Here is a 15,760-nt window from a genome sequence, read left to right on the forward strand (position 1 = left end):
GGCCTTCACGCTTCGCTTAGAACCCGCCCGACTTGATCAGCTGGTTGAGGTTCGCGATGTTCAGGCTGCCGAAGCCGGTCGTGTAATCCCAGCCGGTGCCTGCGTTATAGCCATACCCCTGATAGCCGTTGTTCCCCGATACCACGTCGTAGCGCACGAGCGACGGGTTCGACGGAATGTCGGCGTAGAACTTTCCGGCCGGGAAACCGAGGCCCGTGCCGTTCGCTGCGAGCAGGCGCGCCCAGAGGCCCGTGAAGATCGGCGCGGCGAGGCTCGTGCCGCCGATCTGCTGCAACTGGCCGTAGTTGTAGATGTACGCGCCGGTGCTTTGCGCGGCGTCGAACGCGACGTCCGGCAACTGGCGGTTGCTGCCCGACTGCCACGACGGCGCGGGCAGGATCGTGCTGACACCGCCGCCCGTCGCCCACAGCTTGCCGTTCGCATCGAGCCCTTCGTTCCACACCGTCTCGCTCGAGAACGCGCCCGCCGACGTCGTATAGAGCGTCGTGCCGCCGATCGCGAGCACGTGCGGCGATGACGCCGGCCACGACACCGTGTAGTTCGAGCCGTTCGGATAGCCGCGGTTGTTGCACTCGTACACGCCTTCGTCGCCCGACGAAACCGAGAACGTCTGGCCTTGTGCCGCGGCGGTCGTGAAGATCTGTTCCTCGGCGTCGATCGTGCCGTCCGCGTTCGCGTCGGTCTCGCACCAGCCGAGCGACACGTTGATCACCTTCGCGGTGTTGTCCGACACCGCCTGGTTGAACGCCTGCGTGAGCCCGGTGTTGCCGGAGGCGTTGAGGTCGGCCATGTAGAACACGAGTTTGCCGACCTGGCCGCCGGCCGAGCCGACGATCGACTGGCTGTCGAGATCCCACTCGCCCTGGCCGTCCTGGTCGTCGGTGTAGCTGCCGCCCGAGCCGTTGGTCTGGACGGTCTGCGTCGACACCGTGCCGTAGCCGTTGCTCGACGTGAACTGCTTCAGGTCCTGCAGCGTCTGCGACACGCCGCCGATCGTGATGATGCCGACGGTCACCCCGGCGGCGGTCGGCACGCCGGTTGCGTTGTAGAGGCCCGGAAATTCCTTCGGATAATGGCCGGTTGCGGTGCCGGCCGCGAGCGCCTGCGGCTTCGACACGTTGCCGATGCGCAGCAGCGGCCGCGCGTGTGCGACGCTCTGCAGCCCGAGCACCGAGCCGACGACGTCGCCGAGCGCGCGCGGCACCTGCGCGGTCGACGTGTTGGCGAAGCCCGAGCGGCCCGCGTAGTCGAAGTGCACGAGCGACGTGTTGAAGGCGGTCTTCACCGTGCCGGCCGTGCCGCGTGCGGATACCAGCAACCGGTTCGGTGCGACCTCGACGTTCACGAAGCCGCTCTTGTGCAGATAGTCGACGACCGACTTCACCTGCGCGTCGGTCGGCGCGTAGCTGGCGAGGAACTGCGCATGCGTGAGGTACTGGCGGTAATGCGCGCTGCCCGGCCGGTTCACGTCGCGCGCCAGTTGCTTGAGCTGCGCGGCGTTGCGCAGCTTCAGGCTGACGACGACGTTGGTCGTTTCACCGGACGCGAGTTCGAGCGACGGCGCCGCGCTGCGCGCCATCAACTGCGGGCCGGTCAGAAAGGCCTTCGTATGGGTGTCGACCCAGTCCGTCGCCGCATGCGCCGCAGCGGCGGCGAACACGAGCGGTGCCACGCACGCAAGGCGGCGGGGCGACGGCAGGGGCAGGGCAAACCAGGCGTTCCTTTTCATCGGGAGTCCTTTTTAGGAGAGACGACGTTGCTGGAGCCCCCGACCCTTGTGGGGTCGCGAGCGGTGACGAGCGTAGGGCGTCGCTGCGGTTCGGGTAGCTGCCAGTTTCCATAGCTGTCAGTTCTGACATCGGCGCGGGTGCGCGCATGGTCTGCGTCGGACGTGCCGGCGATCGTGCCCGCGCCGAACGGAACCGGTTCGTGACACGAGGGCGCGGCAAGGCGCGACGTTCGCACGCACGAGTCGTTCGTCGCGGCGCCGGAACGTGCGTGATCGCGGAGCGGATCGACCCGTGAACGCATGGCGCGTGACCGGTCGTTGTCGGATGCCGCGTCGCACTATGTGGTCAAACGAAGCGGCACGGCCGGAACGGATTCGCGCGTGCACAAAAAAGGGGCCGGTCCAGCGCAAACGTTTCCCGAATTGTGGAACGGTGCTTCCGGCAGTCTTGCAGGCGACTTTCGGATCGCATGCGGCGATGGCGAATTAGAGGGAATGCTCGAATTCGGAGGCGGGTACGCGCCGGAGCGGCGGACAGCAGACCCGAGCGAGATCGGGCGGCATCGTTCGTGAAATTCCGCCTTGACGCGCGTCGATCAGCGGATATGCTTCGATTCATAACCATCGGGTTATGGATTTGGACATGCAGAACGCACACGACATGCTTTTCAGGACGCTTGCCGATCCCACCCGCCGCGCGCTCTTCGAGCGGCTGTGTGCGGACGGCGAGTTGACGGTTGCCGCGCTGACGGTCCATGCGGGCGTCTCGCAGCCCGCCGTCTCGAAGCATCTCGGCGTCCTGAAGCAGGCCGGGCTCGTGATCGACCGTCACGAAGGCCGGCAGACGCACTACAGCGCGCAGCCTCAAGCGCTGGCCCCATTGATCGACTGGACGAGCCAGATGGCCGGCTTCTGGCAGAACCGGTTCGATGCCCTCGAAGATCTTCTGAAAAGGATGGATCAGTAATGAACCAGGCCACCACCGAAACGCGCTCCGTCGTCGTCGACCGGGAGCTGCCTCATCCGCCGGAGAAGATCTGGCGCGCGCTCACTCAACCGCACCTGATCGAGGCGTGGCTGATGAAGAGCGACTTCGAGCCCGTCGCGGGCCGCGCCTTCAGCTTCCGCGCGGACTGGGGTTCGGTCGACTGCACGGTCCTGACGATCGAGCCGCCGCACGCGTTGTCCTATACGTGGGCCGCTTACGGTCTCGAAAGCGTCGTCACGTGGACGCTCACGCCGACGCCGGGCGGCACGCATCTGAGGATGGAGCAGGTCGGCTTCCGCACCGACCAGGAGCAGGCGTACCGCGGTGCGCAGCACGGCTGGGTCCGGTTCTTCGACGCGCTCGAACAGGTGCTGGCCCGCCCCGACGAAGGGTCGGAGGCGCACGCATGAGCACCACGGACCTCACGCCGTCGGCGCGTATCGACGCGCTGATCGCCGGCATCGCCGACTGGCGCGGCAAGACGTTCGCCGATCTCCGCCAGACGATCCTCGCGTCCGACGACGGCATCGTCGAGGAATGGAAATGGATGGGCAGCCCCGTGTGGGAATGCGACGGAATGATCGCGGTCGCGAACGCGCACAAGGGCAAGGTGAAGCTGACCTTCATGCACGGCGCGAAGCTGCCCGATCCCGACCAGCTGTTCAACGACGGCCTCGACGGCAATGCGCGGCGCGCGATCGATTTCTTCGAAGGCGACAAGCTCGACAAGCGGGCGCTGAAGAACCTCGTACGCGCGGCGATTGACTACAACCGCACGCATCTGAAGAAGAATGCGCGGGCAGGTGCGGCCGCGAAGCCACGCAGCAGCAAGGCGGCATGACGCCCGCCTGAACCGCGGGCAAAAAAAAGCCCGACACGAGGTCGGGCTTCCAAATCGGCCGCAACCGCCGCGAGGCGGCTGCGGCACCTGCAAAAGCAGGGCGCTTACGCTGCGAGCAGCGAGCGCAGCACGAACGGCAGGATACCGCCGTGCTTGTAGTAGTCGACTTCGATCGGCGTATCGATGCGCAGCAGCACCTGCACGCGCTGCGATTCGCCGTTCTTGCGGTTGATCACGAGCGTAACATCCTGCTGCGGCTTGAAGTCGTCGCCGAGGCCTTCGATGTCGTACGTTTCGTCGCCGGTGATGCCGAGCGACTGGATGCTGTCCGCGCCCTTGAACTGCAGCGGCAGCACGCCCATGCCGACCAGGTTCGAGCGGTGGATGCGCTCGAAGCTGCGGGCGATCACGGCCTTCACGCCGAGCAGTTGCGTGCCCTTGGCGGCCCAGTCGCGCGACGAGCCCGTGCCGTACTCTTCGCCCGCGAACACGACCGTCGGCGTATCCGCGCCGACGTACTGCATGGCCGCGTCGTAGATCGACTGCTGTTCGCCGCTCGGCTGGTGGATCGTCAGGCCGCCTTCGACGCGCGTGCCGTCTGCCTTGGCCGGGATCATCAGGTTCTTGATCCGGACGTTTGCGAACGTGCCGCGCATCATCACGTCGTGGTTGCCGCGGCGCGAGCCATAGCTGTTGAAGTCGGCCTTCTGCACGCCGTTTTCCTTCAGCCACTTGCCTGCCGGCGAGTCTTCCTTGATCGAGCCTGCCGGGCTGATGTGGTCGGTCGTGACCGAGTCACCGAAGATGCCCAGTGCGCGCGCGCCCTTGACCGTCGGGATCGATGCAGCCGGTTCCATCGAGAAGTCGTTGCCGAAGAACGGCGGCTCGGCGATGTAGGTCGACTTCGGCCAGTCGTAGACCTGGCCCGTTTCGCCCTCGATCTTGCTCCAGAGGTCGCCCTTCTTGGTCAGGTGCGCGTAGTTCTTCTCGAACTTTTCCGGATCGAGCGCGTACTTGAGCAGCGCATGGATTTCCTCGCTCGACGGCCAGATGTCGCCGAGGTAGATGTCGCGGCCACCCTTGCCCTTGCCGACCGGCTCGGTCATCAGGTCGCGCGTGATGTTGCCGGCGATCGCGTACGCGACGACCAGCGGCGGCGACGCGAGGAAGTTTGCGCGGATGTTCGGGTGGATGCGCGCCTCGAAGTTGCGGTTGCCCGACAGCACGGCGGCCGCGACGATGTCGTTCTTCGTGATCGCTTCGTTCAGCTCCGGCGTCAGGTCGCCCGCGTTGCCGATACAGGTCGTGCAGCCGTAGGCGGCGAGTTCGAAGCCGAGCTTCGACAGGTAGGGCAGCAGGCCCGTCTTCGTCAGGTACTCGGTGACGATGCGCGATCCCGGCGCGAGCGAGGTCTTGATCTTCGGATCGACCGTGAGGCCGGCCTCGACCGCCTTCTTTGCGAGCAGGCCGGCGGCCAGCAGCACGCTCGGGTTCGACGTGTTCGTGCACGACGTGATCGCGGCGATCAGCACATCGCCGTTCTTCACGTCGACGCCGTTGCTCGTCGTGTATTGCGTGGCCAGATCGTCCGCCTTCTTCGCGAAGCCGTTGTCCGCCACCGGCTTCGAGAACAGGTCGGTGAACGTCGACTTGACGTTGCCGATCTCGATGCGGTCCTGCGGGCGCTTCGGGCCGGCCAGCGACGGGGCGACCGTCGCCAGGTCGAGCGTCACGACCTTCGTGTAGTCGATGTCGCCGGCCTTCGGGATGCCGAACAGCTTCTGCGCCTTGAAGTAGTTTTCGAACGCGGCGATTTCCGCCTTCGTGCGGCCCGTGCCTTCGAAGTAGTCGATCGTCTTTTCGTCGACCGGGAAGAAGCCCATCGTCGCGCCGTATTCCGGCGCCATGTTGCCGATCGTTGCGCGGTCCGGCAGCGACAGCGACTTCGTGCCTTCGCCGAAGAATTCGACGAACTTGCCGACGACCTTCTCCTTGCGCAGCATTTCGGTGATGGTCAGCACCAGGTCGGTGGCCGTCACGCCTTCGATCAGCTTGCCCTTCAGCTCGACGCCGACGACGTCCGGCGTCAGGAAGTACACCGGCTGGCCGAGCATGCCGGCTTCAGCCTCGATGCCGCCCACGCCCCAGCCGACCACGCCGATGCCGTTGATCATCGTCGTGTGGCTGTCCGTGCCGACGAGGGTATCCGGGTAGTACACGGTGTCGCCGCCGTCCGCCTTCTTGTGGACGCCGCGCGCGAGGTATTCGAGGTTCACCTGGTGGACGATGCCGACGCCCGGCGGCACGACCTTGAACGTGTCGAATGCCTGCATGCCCCACTTCATGAACTGGTAGCGCTCGTTGTTGCGCTGGAATTCCAGTTTCATGTTCAGGTCGAGCGCATCCTTCTGGCGGAAGTAGTCGATCTGGACCGAGTGGTCGACGACGAGATCGACCGGGACCAGCGGCTCGATCTTCTTCGGGTTCTTGCCCGTACGCTCCGCGACGCCGCGCATGGCCGCGATGTCGGCGAGCAGCGGCACGCCCGTGAAGTCCTGCAGCACGACGCGCGACACCACGAACGGGATCTCGTCGACGCGCTTGGCCGTCGGCTTCCAGTTCGCCAGCTGCTCGATGTGCTCTTCGGTGATCTTCTTGCCGTCGTAGTTGCGCAGCACGGATTCGAGCACGATACGGATCGACACCGGCAGGCGTTCGATCTTCGTCTTCAGTTCCTTGCCGAGCTGCGGCAGCGAGTAGAACTTGCCTTTGCCGGAACCGCTGTCGAATTCCTTGAGGGTCTTGTGGAGATTGTGGGCCATGGTGATTTTCCTGGGTTTAAGGCTAGGAAACAACGTGTCCTGTAGATGACGGCTATATCACATACAAGTCGACGTACTCATCGACCGGCATCGCTTCGAGCTTTGCCTGGTCCAGCGACACGTCGAGAATCGCTTGTTGCTGCTTTGCCGGGAAGCGGCGGGCGAGGTTGGTTCTGAATTTCTCGACCAGGAGCGGGATGCCTTCGGTGCGGCGTCGCTGATGACCGAGCGGGTATTCGACCGCCACTTCGGCAAGCTTCGATCCGTCCGCGAACTCGATCGTCAGTGCATTCGCGATCGAGCGCTTGTCCGGGTCGTGGTAATCCTTCGTGAACTGCGGATCCTCGACGCACACGGTCTTTGCGCGCAGCGCGTCGATGCGGGGATCGGCGGCGGCCGAATCTTCATAGTCGGCCGCGGTCAGCCGGCCGAACAGCAGCGGCACGGCGACCATGTACTGGATGCAGTGGTCGCGGTCGGCCGGATTGGCGAGCGGGCCCTGCTTGTCGATGATGCGGATCGCGGCCGCGTGCGTGCGGATCGTGATCCGGCTGATCTCGTCGGTCGTGCGGCCCGCGGCGGCGAGCTGCGCGTGCAGCTGCAGCGCGGCCTCAGCGGCCGTTTGCGCGTGGAATTCGGCGGGGAACGCGATCTTGAACAGCACGTTTTCCATCACGTACGTGCCGTACGGGCGCTGGAAGCGGAACGGCTTGCCGTCGAACAGCACGTCGTAGAAGCCCCAGGTCTTGGCGGTGAGCGCCGACGGGTAGCCCATTTCACCCGTTTTCGCGATCAGCGCGAGGCGCACCGCGCGGGACGTGGCGTCGCCGGCCGCCCATGACTTGCGCGAGCCGGTGTTCGGTGCGTGGCGGTAAGTGCGCAGCGCCTGGCCGTCGAGGAACGCATTGGATACCGCGTTGATCAGCTCGTCGCGCGTGAGCCCGAGCAGCCGGCCGACGACGGCGGTCGACGCGACCTTCACGAGCAGCACGTGGTCGAGCCCGACTGCGTTGAACGAATTCTCGAGGGCGAGGCAGCCCTGGATCTCGTGGGCCTGGATCATCGCGACCAGTACGTCGCGCATCAGGAGCGGCTTCCGGCCGGCCGCGACGGCCGTGCGGGAGAGCCAGTCGGCCGTCGCCAGGATCCCGCCGAGGTTGTCGGACGGATGACCCCATTCGGCGGCGAGCCAGGTGTCGTTGAAGTCCAGCCAGCGGATCATCGTGCCGATGCCGAACGCGGCCTGGACGGGATCGAGCTGGAAGGACGTGCCGGGCACCTTCGCGCCGTTCGGCACGATCGTGCCGGGCACGACGGGGCCGAGCAGCTTGGTGCAGGCAGGGTAGGACAGCGCCTCGAGTCCGCACCCGAGCGTGTCGATCAGGCAATGACGCGCCGTCTCCAGCGCGAGCGCGCTGTCGATACCGGTGTTCAGCACGTAGTCGACGATATCGACGAGTACCGTATCCGGAGCACGGCGGACGTTGGAGACCGGGGCGGACATCGAGGGGCCGATGGGAACGCGCTTAGTTCGTTGCCGGCTTCAGCTCGTTCGATTGCGTCGGCGCAGCCGTGCCTTGTGCCATTTCCGGCGTCACGCATTCGTCCGCGAGGCGTTCGCCGCCGTTTGCGTCCGAGAACAGCATTGCCTTGGTCGGGATCACGATCAGCTTGAAGCCTGCTGCCGGATCGTAGAACGTGTCGGCGCCCGTCGTCGTGGCTTGACGCGGCAGCTTGTAGTTCTTCTTCGCCCAGTGAACCGTAACGACCTGGTCGCGCTTCATGTCGCCGGCGAGGTCGAACGACAGGCCTTCCTTACAGGACCACTTGACCGCGCCGTCCGGTACCGGATCGACCTTGGCGGCTGCGCGTGCCTGCGCCTTCTTGCTGCGCGGGATGATGCGCTTGGCCGGCGCCGGGCGCTTGGCCGTGGCCTTCTTCGCCGTCGTCGTGGCCGTACCCTGGGCAAACGCGCTCGGAGCCGACACCAGCATCGTGGCGGACAAGGCGCCGATGGCGGTAGCGATCAGGAGTTTCTTCATGGAGTCAGAACCTTTCGATAATCAGTTGACAAGGGCCGGCAATCGAAGCGGCCGGCCGGTTTGAAACTGCACGCGCCCCGAAAGCGCGCAGCGGCCGCTATTTTCACCTATTTGGCCGCGTATATATCAGGTTTTCGGGCTCCGTTACGTTTTTTGTCGTTTCGCAAAACTCTATCCGGTTCGCGCGTCGTCGAATGCATGAATCTCGTGTCTCGGCCGGCGGCGCGCGCTTACGGCACGCTGCCCGCGGTGGCCGGCCCGAACAGCGGCGCGGCCTCGGCCGGTACGGGCTGGCCGGTGGCCCGTGCGCGGCGCAGCACCGACCAGTAATACCGGTAGCTCGCGCGATCGTGCAGCGTATCACCGTGGCGCGTCGGCCCCCAGTCGGCGGCCTGCGCGGCCAGCAGGATCTCGGCGGCCAGCGCGACCTCGTCGGTGCGCGGCGCGAATGCGTCGACGATCGGGCGGATCTGCGCGGGGTGGATGCTCCACATCCGCGTGAATGCGAATTCGTCGCGCGCGCGGCGTGCATCGCCGGCGACGATGCCCATGTCGCGCACCTCGGTCGTCACGTTGTGCGACGGCGTCTTGCCGTGCGCGTGGCAGGCCGCGGCGATTTCCAGCTTCGCGCGGCGCACGAGCGGATGCTCGAACTGGCCCGGCGAGCGCATCGCGGAATCGGGAATCGCGCCATGGTGCGCGGAGACGAAATCCATCAGCCCGAAGCTCAGCGTGCCGACCGTCGGCAGCGCGGCGAGGGCGGCCGCCTGCGCGAGCGCGCCGTGCGTCTCGACCAGCACGTCGACCGGGATCGGCTGCGCGATGCCGAGCTCGCGGCGCGTGCCTTCGATGAACGCGGTCATTTCGGCTGCGTCGGCGGCACTCGCGATCTTCGGGAGCGTGATGTAGGCGGGGGCGCGCGCCGCACGCAGCACGATGCGCACGTCGTCGCGCCAGTGCGGGTGGGAAAAGTCGTGGATACGGACGCCGACGCGGCCGAAGCGGTTCTCGGCGCTGCCGAGCAGTTCGGCGACGAGTGCCGCGTGCGCGGCCTCCTGGCCGACGGCCGCGCCGTCTTCGCAGTCGAGCGTGATGTCGAAAACGGGGCCCGTTTCGGCCTGCAGCGCGAGCGACTTGCGCATCAGCTTTTCGCTGCCCGCGTAGTGATCGCAACAGGGCAGGATCGCGGGCGGGGACGCCCCGTCGTACAGCACTTGTGCAGGAGTGAGCGCGGCCATCTCGTCTACGTCAGGGAAGCGGGTCAACGTGGAGAAAATCGGATTCGGGCGCGTTCTGGGCCAGGGCGCGGCGGGCGCGGGCGGCAAAACGTGCGCGGATCGGATCGGTCGGCCCGCGCCGGCGGCATGCCGGCCCGGGCCGAGACCGGGCTGCCCGAGGGCAGCCCGGCAAGATGCGTGATGCTTAGTTCTTCAGCAGGTGGGCGACGCCATCGCGCTCTTCGAGCAGCTCGGCCAGCGTGCCGTCCATCTTCTCGCGCGAGAACGCGTCGATTTCCAGGCCTTCGATGCGCTTGTACTCGCCGTTTTCGCAAACGACCGGCACGCCGTAGATGATGTCTTCGGGGATGCCGTACGAGCCGTCCGACGGGATGCCCATCGTGACCCACTTGCCGTTCGTGCCGAGAACCCAGTCACGCACGTGGTCGATCGCCGCATTGGCTGCCGACGCTGCCGACGACAGGCCGCGCGCTTCGATGATCGCCGCGCCGCGCTTGCCGACGGTCGGGATGAACGTGTCGCGGTTCCACACGTCGTCGTTGATCAGCTTCAGCATCGACTCGCCTTCGGCGGTCGCGAAGCGGAAGTCGGGGTACATCGTCGGCGAGTGGTTGCCCCACACGGCGAGCTTCTCGATCGATGCGACCGGCTTGCCCGACTTCGCTGCGAGCTGCGACAGCGCGCGGTTGTGGTCGAGGCGCAGCATCGCCGTGAAGTTCTTCTTCGGCAGATCCGGTGCCGACTTCATCGCGATGTACGCGTTGGTGTTCGCCGGGTTGCCGACGACCAGCACCTTCACGTCGCGGCTTGCGACTTCGTTCAGCGCAGCGCCCTGAACCGTGAAGATTTCGGCGTTTGCCGACAGCAGGTCCTTGCGTTCCATGCCCTTCGAGCGCGGACGTGCGCCGACCAGCAGTGCGACATCGGCATCCTTGAATGCGACCTTCGGATCATCGGTGATCACGACGCCCGACAGCAGCGGGAACGCGCAATCGTCGAGTTCCATCACGACGCCTTTGACGGCGCCTTGGGCTTGCGGGAGGTCGAGCAGTTGCAGGATGACCGGCTGGTCCTTGCCGAGCAGATCGCCGTTCGCGATGCGGAACAGCAGGGAGTAAGCGATTTGACCTGCGGCGCCGGTGACGGCAACACGCTTTGCGGGCTTAGCCATTGAAAATCTCCAGGACGGGTGAAGCGTTGGACACTCGCGAAAACGCCATTCTATGCGCGTTGTGCTGAGTGTTGCATTGAGGCAGGGCGGAGGACTCGCGATGGCAGACGCGGTGAACCTGGAGACGGCCGTGGCACGTAGCCGGGGACGCGCTTTTGCACCCGCGAACCCTTGCTCGACCCGGAGTGTAGGAGCCGTCCGGCTCAAAGTCAAACGGTATCATATGTCTTATATAAGACAGATGTTTTGCGGAAATTGAGTGGACTTAAAAGTGCGGTTTGTGATGAAATGCGCGCCATGACATCGAACCAGGCGAATACCGCGAATCAGACCGGCGCAGGCGGCCCAGGGCAGCCGGGCGCGAGCGATCCCGCACCTTCGCCTGCGGCGCCGCCGCCGTCGCCGTCGCCGACGTTCAGCCCGTTATACCAGCAGATTAAGTCATTGATCACGCAAAGTCTCGAATCCGGTGAATGGAAGCCGGGCGAGATCATCCCGAGCGAGGTGGAGCTCGCGGCCCGCTACAAGGTCAGCCAGGGCACCGTCCGCAAGGCGATCGACGAGCTGGCCGCCGAAAACCTCGTGGTCCGGCGGCAGGGCAAGGGTACTTTTGTTGCGACGCACAATGAGGATCGCGCGCAGTTCCGCTTCCTCCGCCTGCTGGCCGACGACGGTGCCGAGCATCCGCACGTGAGCCGCCTGCTCGAATGCCGGCGCCTGCGCGCGCCGGCCGAGATCGCGCGGCAGCTCGACATGAAGCCGGCCGATCCCGTCGTGCAGGTGCGCCGTCTGCTGGAGTTCGAGAAGGAAGTGACGGTGCTCGACGAAATCTGGCTGCCGGGCGCGATGTTCCGCGGCCTTACGTTCGAGCGGCTGAGCGAGTACAAGGGGCCGCTCTACGCGATGTTCGAGACGGAGTTCGGCACGCGGATGATCCGCGCGACGGAAAAGATCCGCGCGGTCGCGGCGGAGCCGGCGGTGGCCGACCTGCTGCACGTGCCGACGGGTTTTCCTTTGCTGTCGGTCGAGCGCGTGTCCTATACATACGGAGACCGGCCGGTGGAAGTGCGTCGCGGCTGGTATGTCACAACCGGGTACTACTATCAGAATGACTTGAGTTGACGGTGTATCGGCTCAAGCCGAGTGCGTTCGCGTTCCCCACGTTCGCGAAGCACGTTTCGGGCCGCCTTTTGTTCTTGTTCGCGCAACTATCCAGAGCAGACTTTCGCTGCAGCGCGATATAAAAAGGCGCTAAAATCGCGGATTAGTGTGACAACATAGTAGGGGTCTAGCATGACTGATGCAGTAAGAAAGCCGAGGCCGGAATACCGGAACATCGGATTCGGCGATATCACGATGAAATATCGCATGCCGCTGGCAGCGATATTGTCGATTCTCCATCGAGTCAGCGGCGCGCTGCTGTTCTTGTTCCTGCCGTTCCTGCTGTTCCTCTTCGACCAGAGCCTCACGTCCGAGCTCAGCTTCGAAGTCTTCAAGGCTTTCCTCTCCAACATCATCGTCAAGCTGATCGTCCTCGCACTGTCGTGGGCCTTCTTCCACCATTTCTGCGCCGGCATTCGCCACCTGCTGATGGACGTCAATCACGACGCCGTCACGAAGGAAGGCGGCAAGCGGACGGCAGTCGTCGTCTTTGTCGTCTCGATCGCCCTGACGATCGCCATGGCACTCAAACTGTTCGGAGCATTCTAAGAAAATGGCAGCCAATAACCGAATCGGCTCGAAGCGCCTCGTCGTCGGCGCGCACTACGGCCTGCGCGACTGGCTCGCGCAACGCATCACCGCCACGATCATGGCGGTCTACACGGTCATCCTGCTCGTCCTGTTCTTCGGCGCGCACGATTTTTCGTACGAAGGCTGGGCCTCGATCTTCGCCGCGCAATGGATGAAGCTCGCGACCTTCGTGATGCTGCTTTCCCTCTTCTACCACGCATGGGTCGGCGTGCGCGACATCTGGATGGACTACGTGAAGCCCGTCGGTGTGCGCCTGCTGCTGCAATCGCTGACCATCGTCTGGCTGCTCGCATGTGCGGGCTACGCCGCGCAGATTCTCTGGAGAGTGTAAAGAATGGCTGCAATCAAATCTAACCTCCCGCGTCGCAAGTTTGACGTGGTGATCGTCGGCGCGGGCGGCTCCGGCTTGCGCGCAGCGCTGCAACTGTCGCGCGCGGGCCTGTCGGTCGGCGTGCTGTCGAAGGTGTTCCCGACCCGTTCGCACACGGTCGCCGCGCAGGGCGGTATCGGCGCGTCGCTCGGCAACATGAGCGAAGACAACTGGCACTTCCACTTCTACGACACGATCAAGGGCTCCGACTGGCTCGGCGACCAGGACGCGATCGAATTCATGTGCCGTGAAGCGCCGAACGTCGTGTACGAACTCGAGCACTTCGGCATGCCGTTCGACCGTAACGCGGACGGCACGATCTACCAGCGCCCGTTCGGCGGCCACACCGCGAACTACGGCGAGAAGCCGGTCCAGCGCGCTTGCGCGGCCGCCGACCGTACCGGTCACGCGCTGCTGCACACGCTGTACCAGCAGAACGTCGAAGCGAAGACGCAGTTCTTCGTCGAATGGATGGCGCTCGACCTGATCCGCGACGCGGAAGGCGACGTGCTCGGCGTGACGGCCCTCGAGATGGAGACGGGTGACGTCTACATCATGGAAGGCAAGACCACGCTGTTCGCGACGGGCGGCGCAGGCCGGATCTTCGCGGCATCGACCAACGCGTTCATCAACACCGGCGACGGCCTCGGCATGGCTGCGCGTTCGGGCATCGCGCTGCAGGACATGGAGTTCTGGCAGTTCCACCCGACCGGCGTGGCCGGCGCGGGCGTGCTGATCACCGAAGGCGTGCGCGGCGAAGGCGGTATCCTGCGCAACGCGAACGGCGAGCGTTTCATGGAGCGCTACGCGCCGACGCTGAAGGATCTGGCGCCGCGTGACTTCGTGTCGCGTTCGATGGACCAGGAAATCAAGGAAGGCCGTGGCGTGGGTCCGAACAAGGATCACGTGCTGCTCGACCTGTCGCACATCGGCGCCGAGACGATCATGAAGCGTCTGCCGTCGATCCGCGAAATCGCGCTGAAGTTCGCGAACGTCGACGCGATCAAGGAACCGATCCCGGTCGTCCCGACGATCCACTACCAGATGGGCGGCATCCCGACCAACATCCACGGTCAGGTCGTCGGCACGTCGCGCGGCGGTCACAAGGATCCGGTCAACGGCTTCTACGCAGTGGGCGAATGCTCGTGCGTGTCCGTGCACGGCGCGAACCGCCTCGGCACGAACTCGCTGCTGGACCTCGTGGTGTTCGGCCGTGCGGCCGGCAACCACATCGTCGAGCACGTGAAGAACCAGAAGGAACACAAGCCGCTGCCGGCCGATGCAGGCGAATTCTCGCTGGCGCGCCTGGCGAAGCTCGACAAGTCGACCTCGGGCGAATACACGCAGGACGTCGCGAACGACATCCGCTCGACGATGCAGAAGCACGCAGGCGTGTTCCGCACGTCGAAACTGCTGAAGGAAGGCGTCGACGAGATGGCCGGCCTGAAGGCACGTGTGGAAAACATCCACCTGAAGGACAAGTCGAAGGTGTTCAACACCGCGCGCGTCGAAGCGCTCGAGCTGGAGAACCTGATCGAAGTTGCTCGCGCAACGATGGTGTCGGCGGAAGCACGTAAGGAAAGCCGTGGCGCACACGCTCACAGCGACTACGAACACCGCGACGACGACAACTGGCTGCGCCACACGCTGTGGTACAGCGAAGGCGATCGCCTCGACTACAAGCCGGTTCAAATGAAGCCGCTGACGGTCGAATCCGTGCCGCCGAAGCCGCGCACGTTCTAAGCCGAGTCAAAGGAATCCGAAATGGCAAAACGCATTTTTGAAGTCTACCGCTACGATCCGGACAAGGACGCAGCGCCGCGCATGCAGACGTACGAGCTGGAGCTCGAGCACGAGCGCATGCTGCTCGACGCACTGGTCAAGCTGAAGGCCGTTGACGAGACGCTGTCGTTCCGCCGTTCGTGCCGCGAAGGCGTGTGCGGTTCGGACGCGATGAACATCAACGGCAAGAACGGTCTCGCGTGCCTGACGAACCTGAACGACCTGCCGCAGAAGATCGTGCTGCGTCCGCTGCCGGGCCTGCCCGTCGTGCGCGACCTGATCGTCGACATGACGCACTTCTTCAACCAGTACCACTCGATCAAGCCGTACCTGATCAACGACGCGCCGCCGCCGGAGAAGGAACGCCTCCAGTCGCCGGAAGAGCGCGACGAGCTCGACGGCGTGTACGAGTGCATTCTGTGTGCGAGCTGCTCGACGTCGTGCCCGAGCTTCTGGTGGAACCCGGACAAGTTCGTCGGCCCGGCCGGCCTGCTGCAGGCTTACCGCTTCATCGCGGACAGCCGTGACACGGCCACCGGCGAGCGTCTCGACAACCTGGAAGACCCGTATCGTCTGTTCCGTTGCCACACGATCATGAACTGCGTCGACGTTTGCCCGAAGGGCCTGAACCCGACGAAGGCGATCGGCAAGATCAAGGAACTGATGGTCCGCCGCGCGGTTTAAGGTCGAGATGAGCGACGATTCGCATCAATCCGACCCGCACCGTCGCGCACGCCTCCGCTGGCGTGCGCGGCGGGGTCTGCTGGAAAACGACATCATCTTCGAGCGTTTCTTCAGCAGATACGAGCATGACCTCACCGATGCAGACGTAGGCGCGTTGTCGCGCCTGCTCGATCTGAGCGACAACGACCTGATGGACTTGCTCCTCGCGCGCAAGGAACCAGAAGGCGACCTAGACAGCCCGGATATTCACCGGCTGTTGGAGATGCTGCGCAACGTGTAACGCGTTACGCCCGTTATCGAATCCCGTTTCTATATTTCGA

The 15,760-nt window shown here is 64.8% G+C and carries 15 protein-coding genes; 9 read left to right on the forward strand and 6 right to left on the reverse strand.

Annotated elements, in window-relative coordinates; all coding sequences use genetic code 11:
• Positions 1–16 precede the first annotated feature (16 nt).
• On the reverse strand, positions 17–1,750 hold the full coding sequence (locus BDO18943_RS15215) for a S53 family peptidase (RefSeq protein ID WP_175023047.1): 1,734 nt from the start codon (positions 1,748–1,750) through the stop codon (positions 17–19).
• 643 nt (positions 1,751–2,393) lie between these two features.
• Between BDO18943_RS15215 and BDO18943_RS15220 the strand changes: the two genes are divergently transcribed.
• From BDO18943_RS15220 to BDO18943_RS15230, 3 genes are read left to right on the forward strand one after another with little or no spacing between them, the layout of a single operon-like run.
• The gene (locus BDO18943_RS15220; protein ID WP_175023049.1) at positions 2,394–2,717 is read left to right on the forward strand and encodes an ArsR/SmtB family transcription factor; all 324 of its coding nucleotides are present in this window, start codon (positions 2,394–2,396) and stop codon (positions 2,715–2,717) included.
• Positions 2,717–3,148 carry an SRPBCC family protein gene (locus BDO18943_RS15225; RefSeq protein WP_175023051.1) on the forward strand — a complete coding sequence of 144 codons (432 nt, stop codon included), beginning with the start codon at positions 2,717–2,719 and terminating at the stop codon, positions 3,146–3,148. Before BDO18943_RS15220 ends, BDO18943_RS15225 begins: the two co-directional genes overlap by 1 nt.
• Entirely contained in the window at positions 3,145–3,579 is a 435-nt protein-coding gene (locus BDO18943_RS15230; protein WP_175023053.1) for a DUF1801 domain-containing protein, read from the forward strand. Before BDO18943_RS15225 ends, BDO18943_RS15230 begins: the two co-directional genes overlap by 4 nt.
• 104 nt (positions 3,580–3,683) lie before the next feature.
• Here BDO18943_RS15230 and acnA read toward each other — a convergent pair whose 3' ends face one another.
• The 5 genes from acnA to BDO18943_RS15255 all read right to left on the reverse strand — a co-directional run bounded on the left by acnA (position 3,684) and on the right by BDO18943_RS15255 (position 10,852).
• The gene (acnA, locus tag BDO18943_RS15235; protein WP_175023055.1) at positions 3,684–6,401 is read right to left on the reverse strand and encodes an aconitate hydratase AcnA; all 2,718 of its coding nucleotides are present in this window, start codon (positions 6,399–6,401) and stop codon (positions 3,684–3,686) included.
• Between the two features lie 52 nt (positions 6,402–6,453).
• Entirely contained in the window at positions 6,454–7,905 is a 1,452-nt protein-coding gene (locus BDO18943_RS15240; protein ID WP_175023058.1) for a bifunctional 2-methylcitrate dehydratase/aconitate hydratase, read from the reverse strand.
• Positions 7,906–7,927: 22 nt separating this feature from the next.
• A complete protein-coding gene (locus BDO18943_RS15245; protein ID WP_043177672.1) occupies positions 7,928–8,443 on the reverse strand; it encodes a hypothetical protein in 516 nt (171 codons plus the stop codon).
• 230 nt (positions 8,444–8,673) lie between these two features.
• Positions 8,674–9,681, reverse strand: a complete 1,008-nt coding sequence (locus BDO18943_RS15250; RefSeq protein WP_175023091.1) for an HpcH/HpaI aldolase/citrate lyase family protein — start codon at positions 9,679–9,681, stop codon at positions 8,674–8,676.
• 184 nt (positions 9,682–9,865) lie between these two features.
• Entirely contained in the window at positions 9,866–10,852 is a 987-nt protein-coding gene (locus BDO18943_RS15255) for a malate dehydrogenase (RefSeq protein WP_043177668.1), read from the reverse strand.
• Positions 10,853–11,140: 288 nt separating this feature from the next.
• Between BDO18943_RS15255 and BDO18943_RS15260 the strand changes: the two genes are divergently transcribed.
• The 6 genes from BDO18943_RS15260 to BDO18943_RS15285 all read left to right on the forward strand — a co-directional run bounded on the left by BDO18943_RS15260 (position 11,141) and on the right by BDO18943_RS15285 (position 15,720).
• Positions 11,141–11,974, forward strand: a complete 834-nt coding sequence (locus BDO18943_RS15260; RefSeq protein ID WP_175023093.1) for a GntR family transcriptional regulator — start codon at positions 11,141–11,143, stop codon at positions 11,972–11,974.
• A gap of 171 nt (positions 11,975–12,145) precedes the next feature.
• Positions 12,146–12,562, forward strand: a complete 417-nt coding sequence (gene sdhC / locus BDO18943_RS15265; RefSeq protein WP_034185792.1) for a succinate dehydrogenase, cytochrome b556 subunit — start codon at positions 12,146–12,148, stop codon at positions 12,560–12,562.
• A gap of 4 nt (positions 12,563–12,566) precedes the next feature.
• Positions 12,567–12,935 carry a succinate dehydrogenase, hydrophobic membrane anchor protein gene (sdhD, locus tag BDO18943_RS15270; RefSeq protein ID WP_011355745.1) on the forward strand — a complete coding sequence of 123 codons (369 nt, stop codon included), beginning with the start codon at positions 12,567–12,569 and terminating at the stop codon, positions 12,933–12,935.
• A 3-nt stretch (positions 12,936–12,938) separates the two neighbouring features.
• On the forward strand, positions 12,939–14,717 hold the full coding sequence (gene sdhA, locus BDO18943_RS15275; protein ID WP_043177662.1) for a succinate dehydrogenase flavoprotein subunit: 1,779 nt from the start codon (positions 12,939–12,941) through the stop codon (positions 14,715–14,717).
• A 21-nt stretch (positions 14,718–14,738) separates the two neighbouring features.
• Entirely contained in the window at positions 14,739–15,440 is a 702-nt protein-coding gene (locus BDO18943_RS15280) for a succinate dehydrogenase iron-sulfur subunit (RefSeq protein ID WP_011355743.1), read from the forward strand.
• Positions 15,441–15,447: 7 nt separating this feature from the next.
• Positions 15,448–15,720 carry an FAD assembly factor SdhE gene (locus BDO18943_RS15285; protein WP_011355742.1) on the forward strand — a complete coding sequence of 91 codons (273 nt, stop codon included), beginning with the start codon at positions 15,448–15,450 and terminating at the stop codon, positions 15,718–15,720.
• The last annotated feature ends 40 nt before the right edge of the window (positions 15,721–15,760 follow it).

This window comes from Burkholderia aenigmatica (assembly GCF_902499175.1).
Taxonomy (GTDB): domain Bacteria; phylum Pseudomonadota; class Gammaproteobacteria; order Burkholderiales; family Burkholderiaceae; genus Burkholderia; species Burkholderia aenigmatica.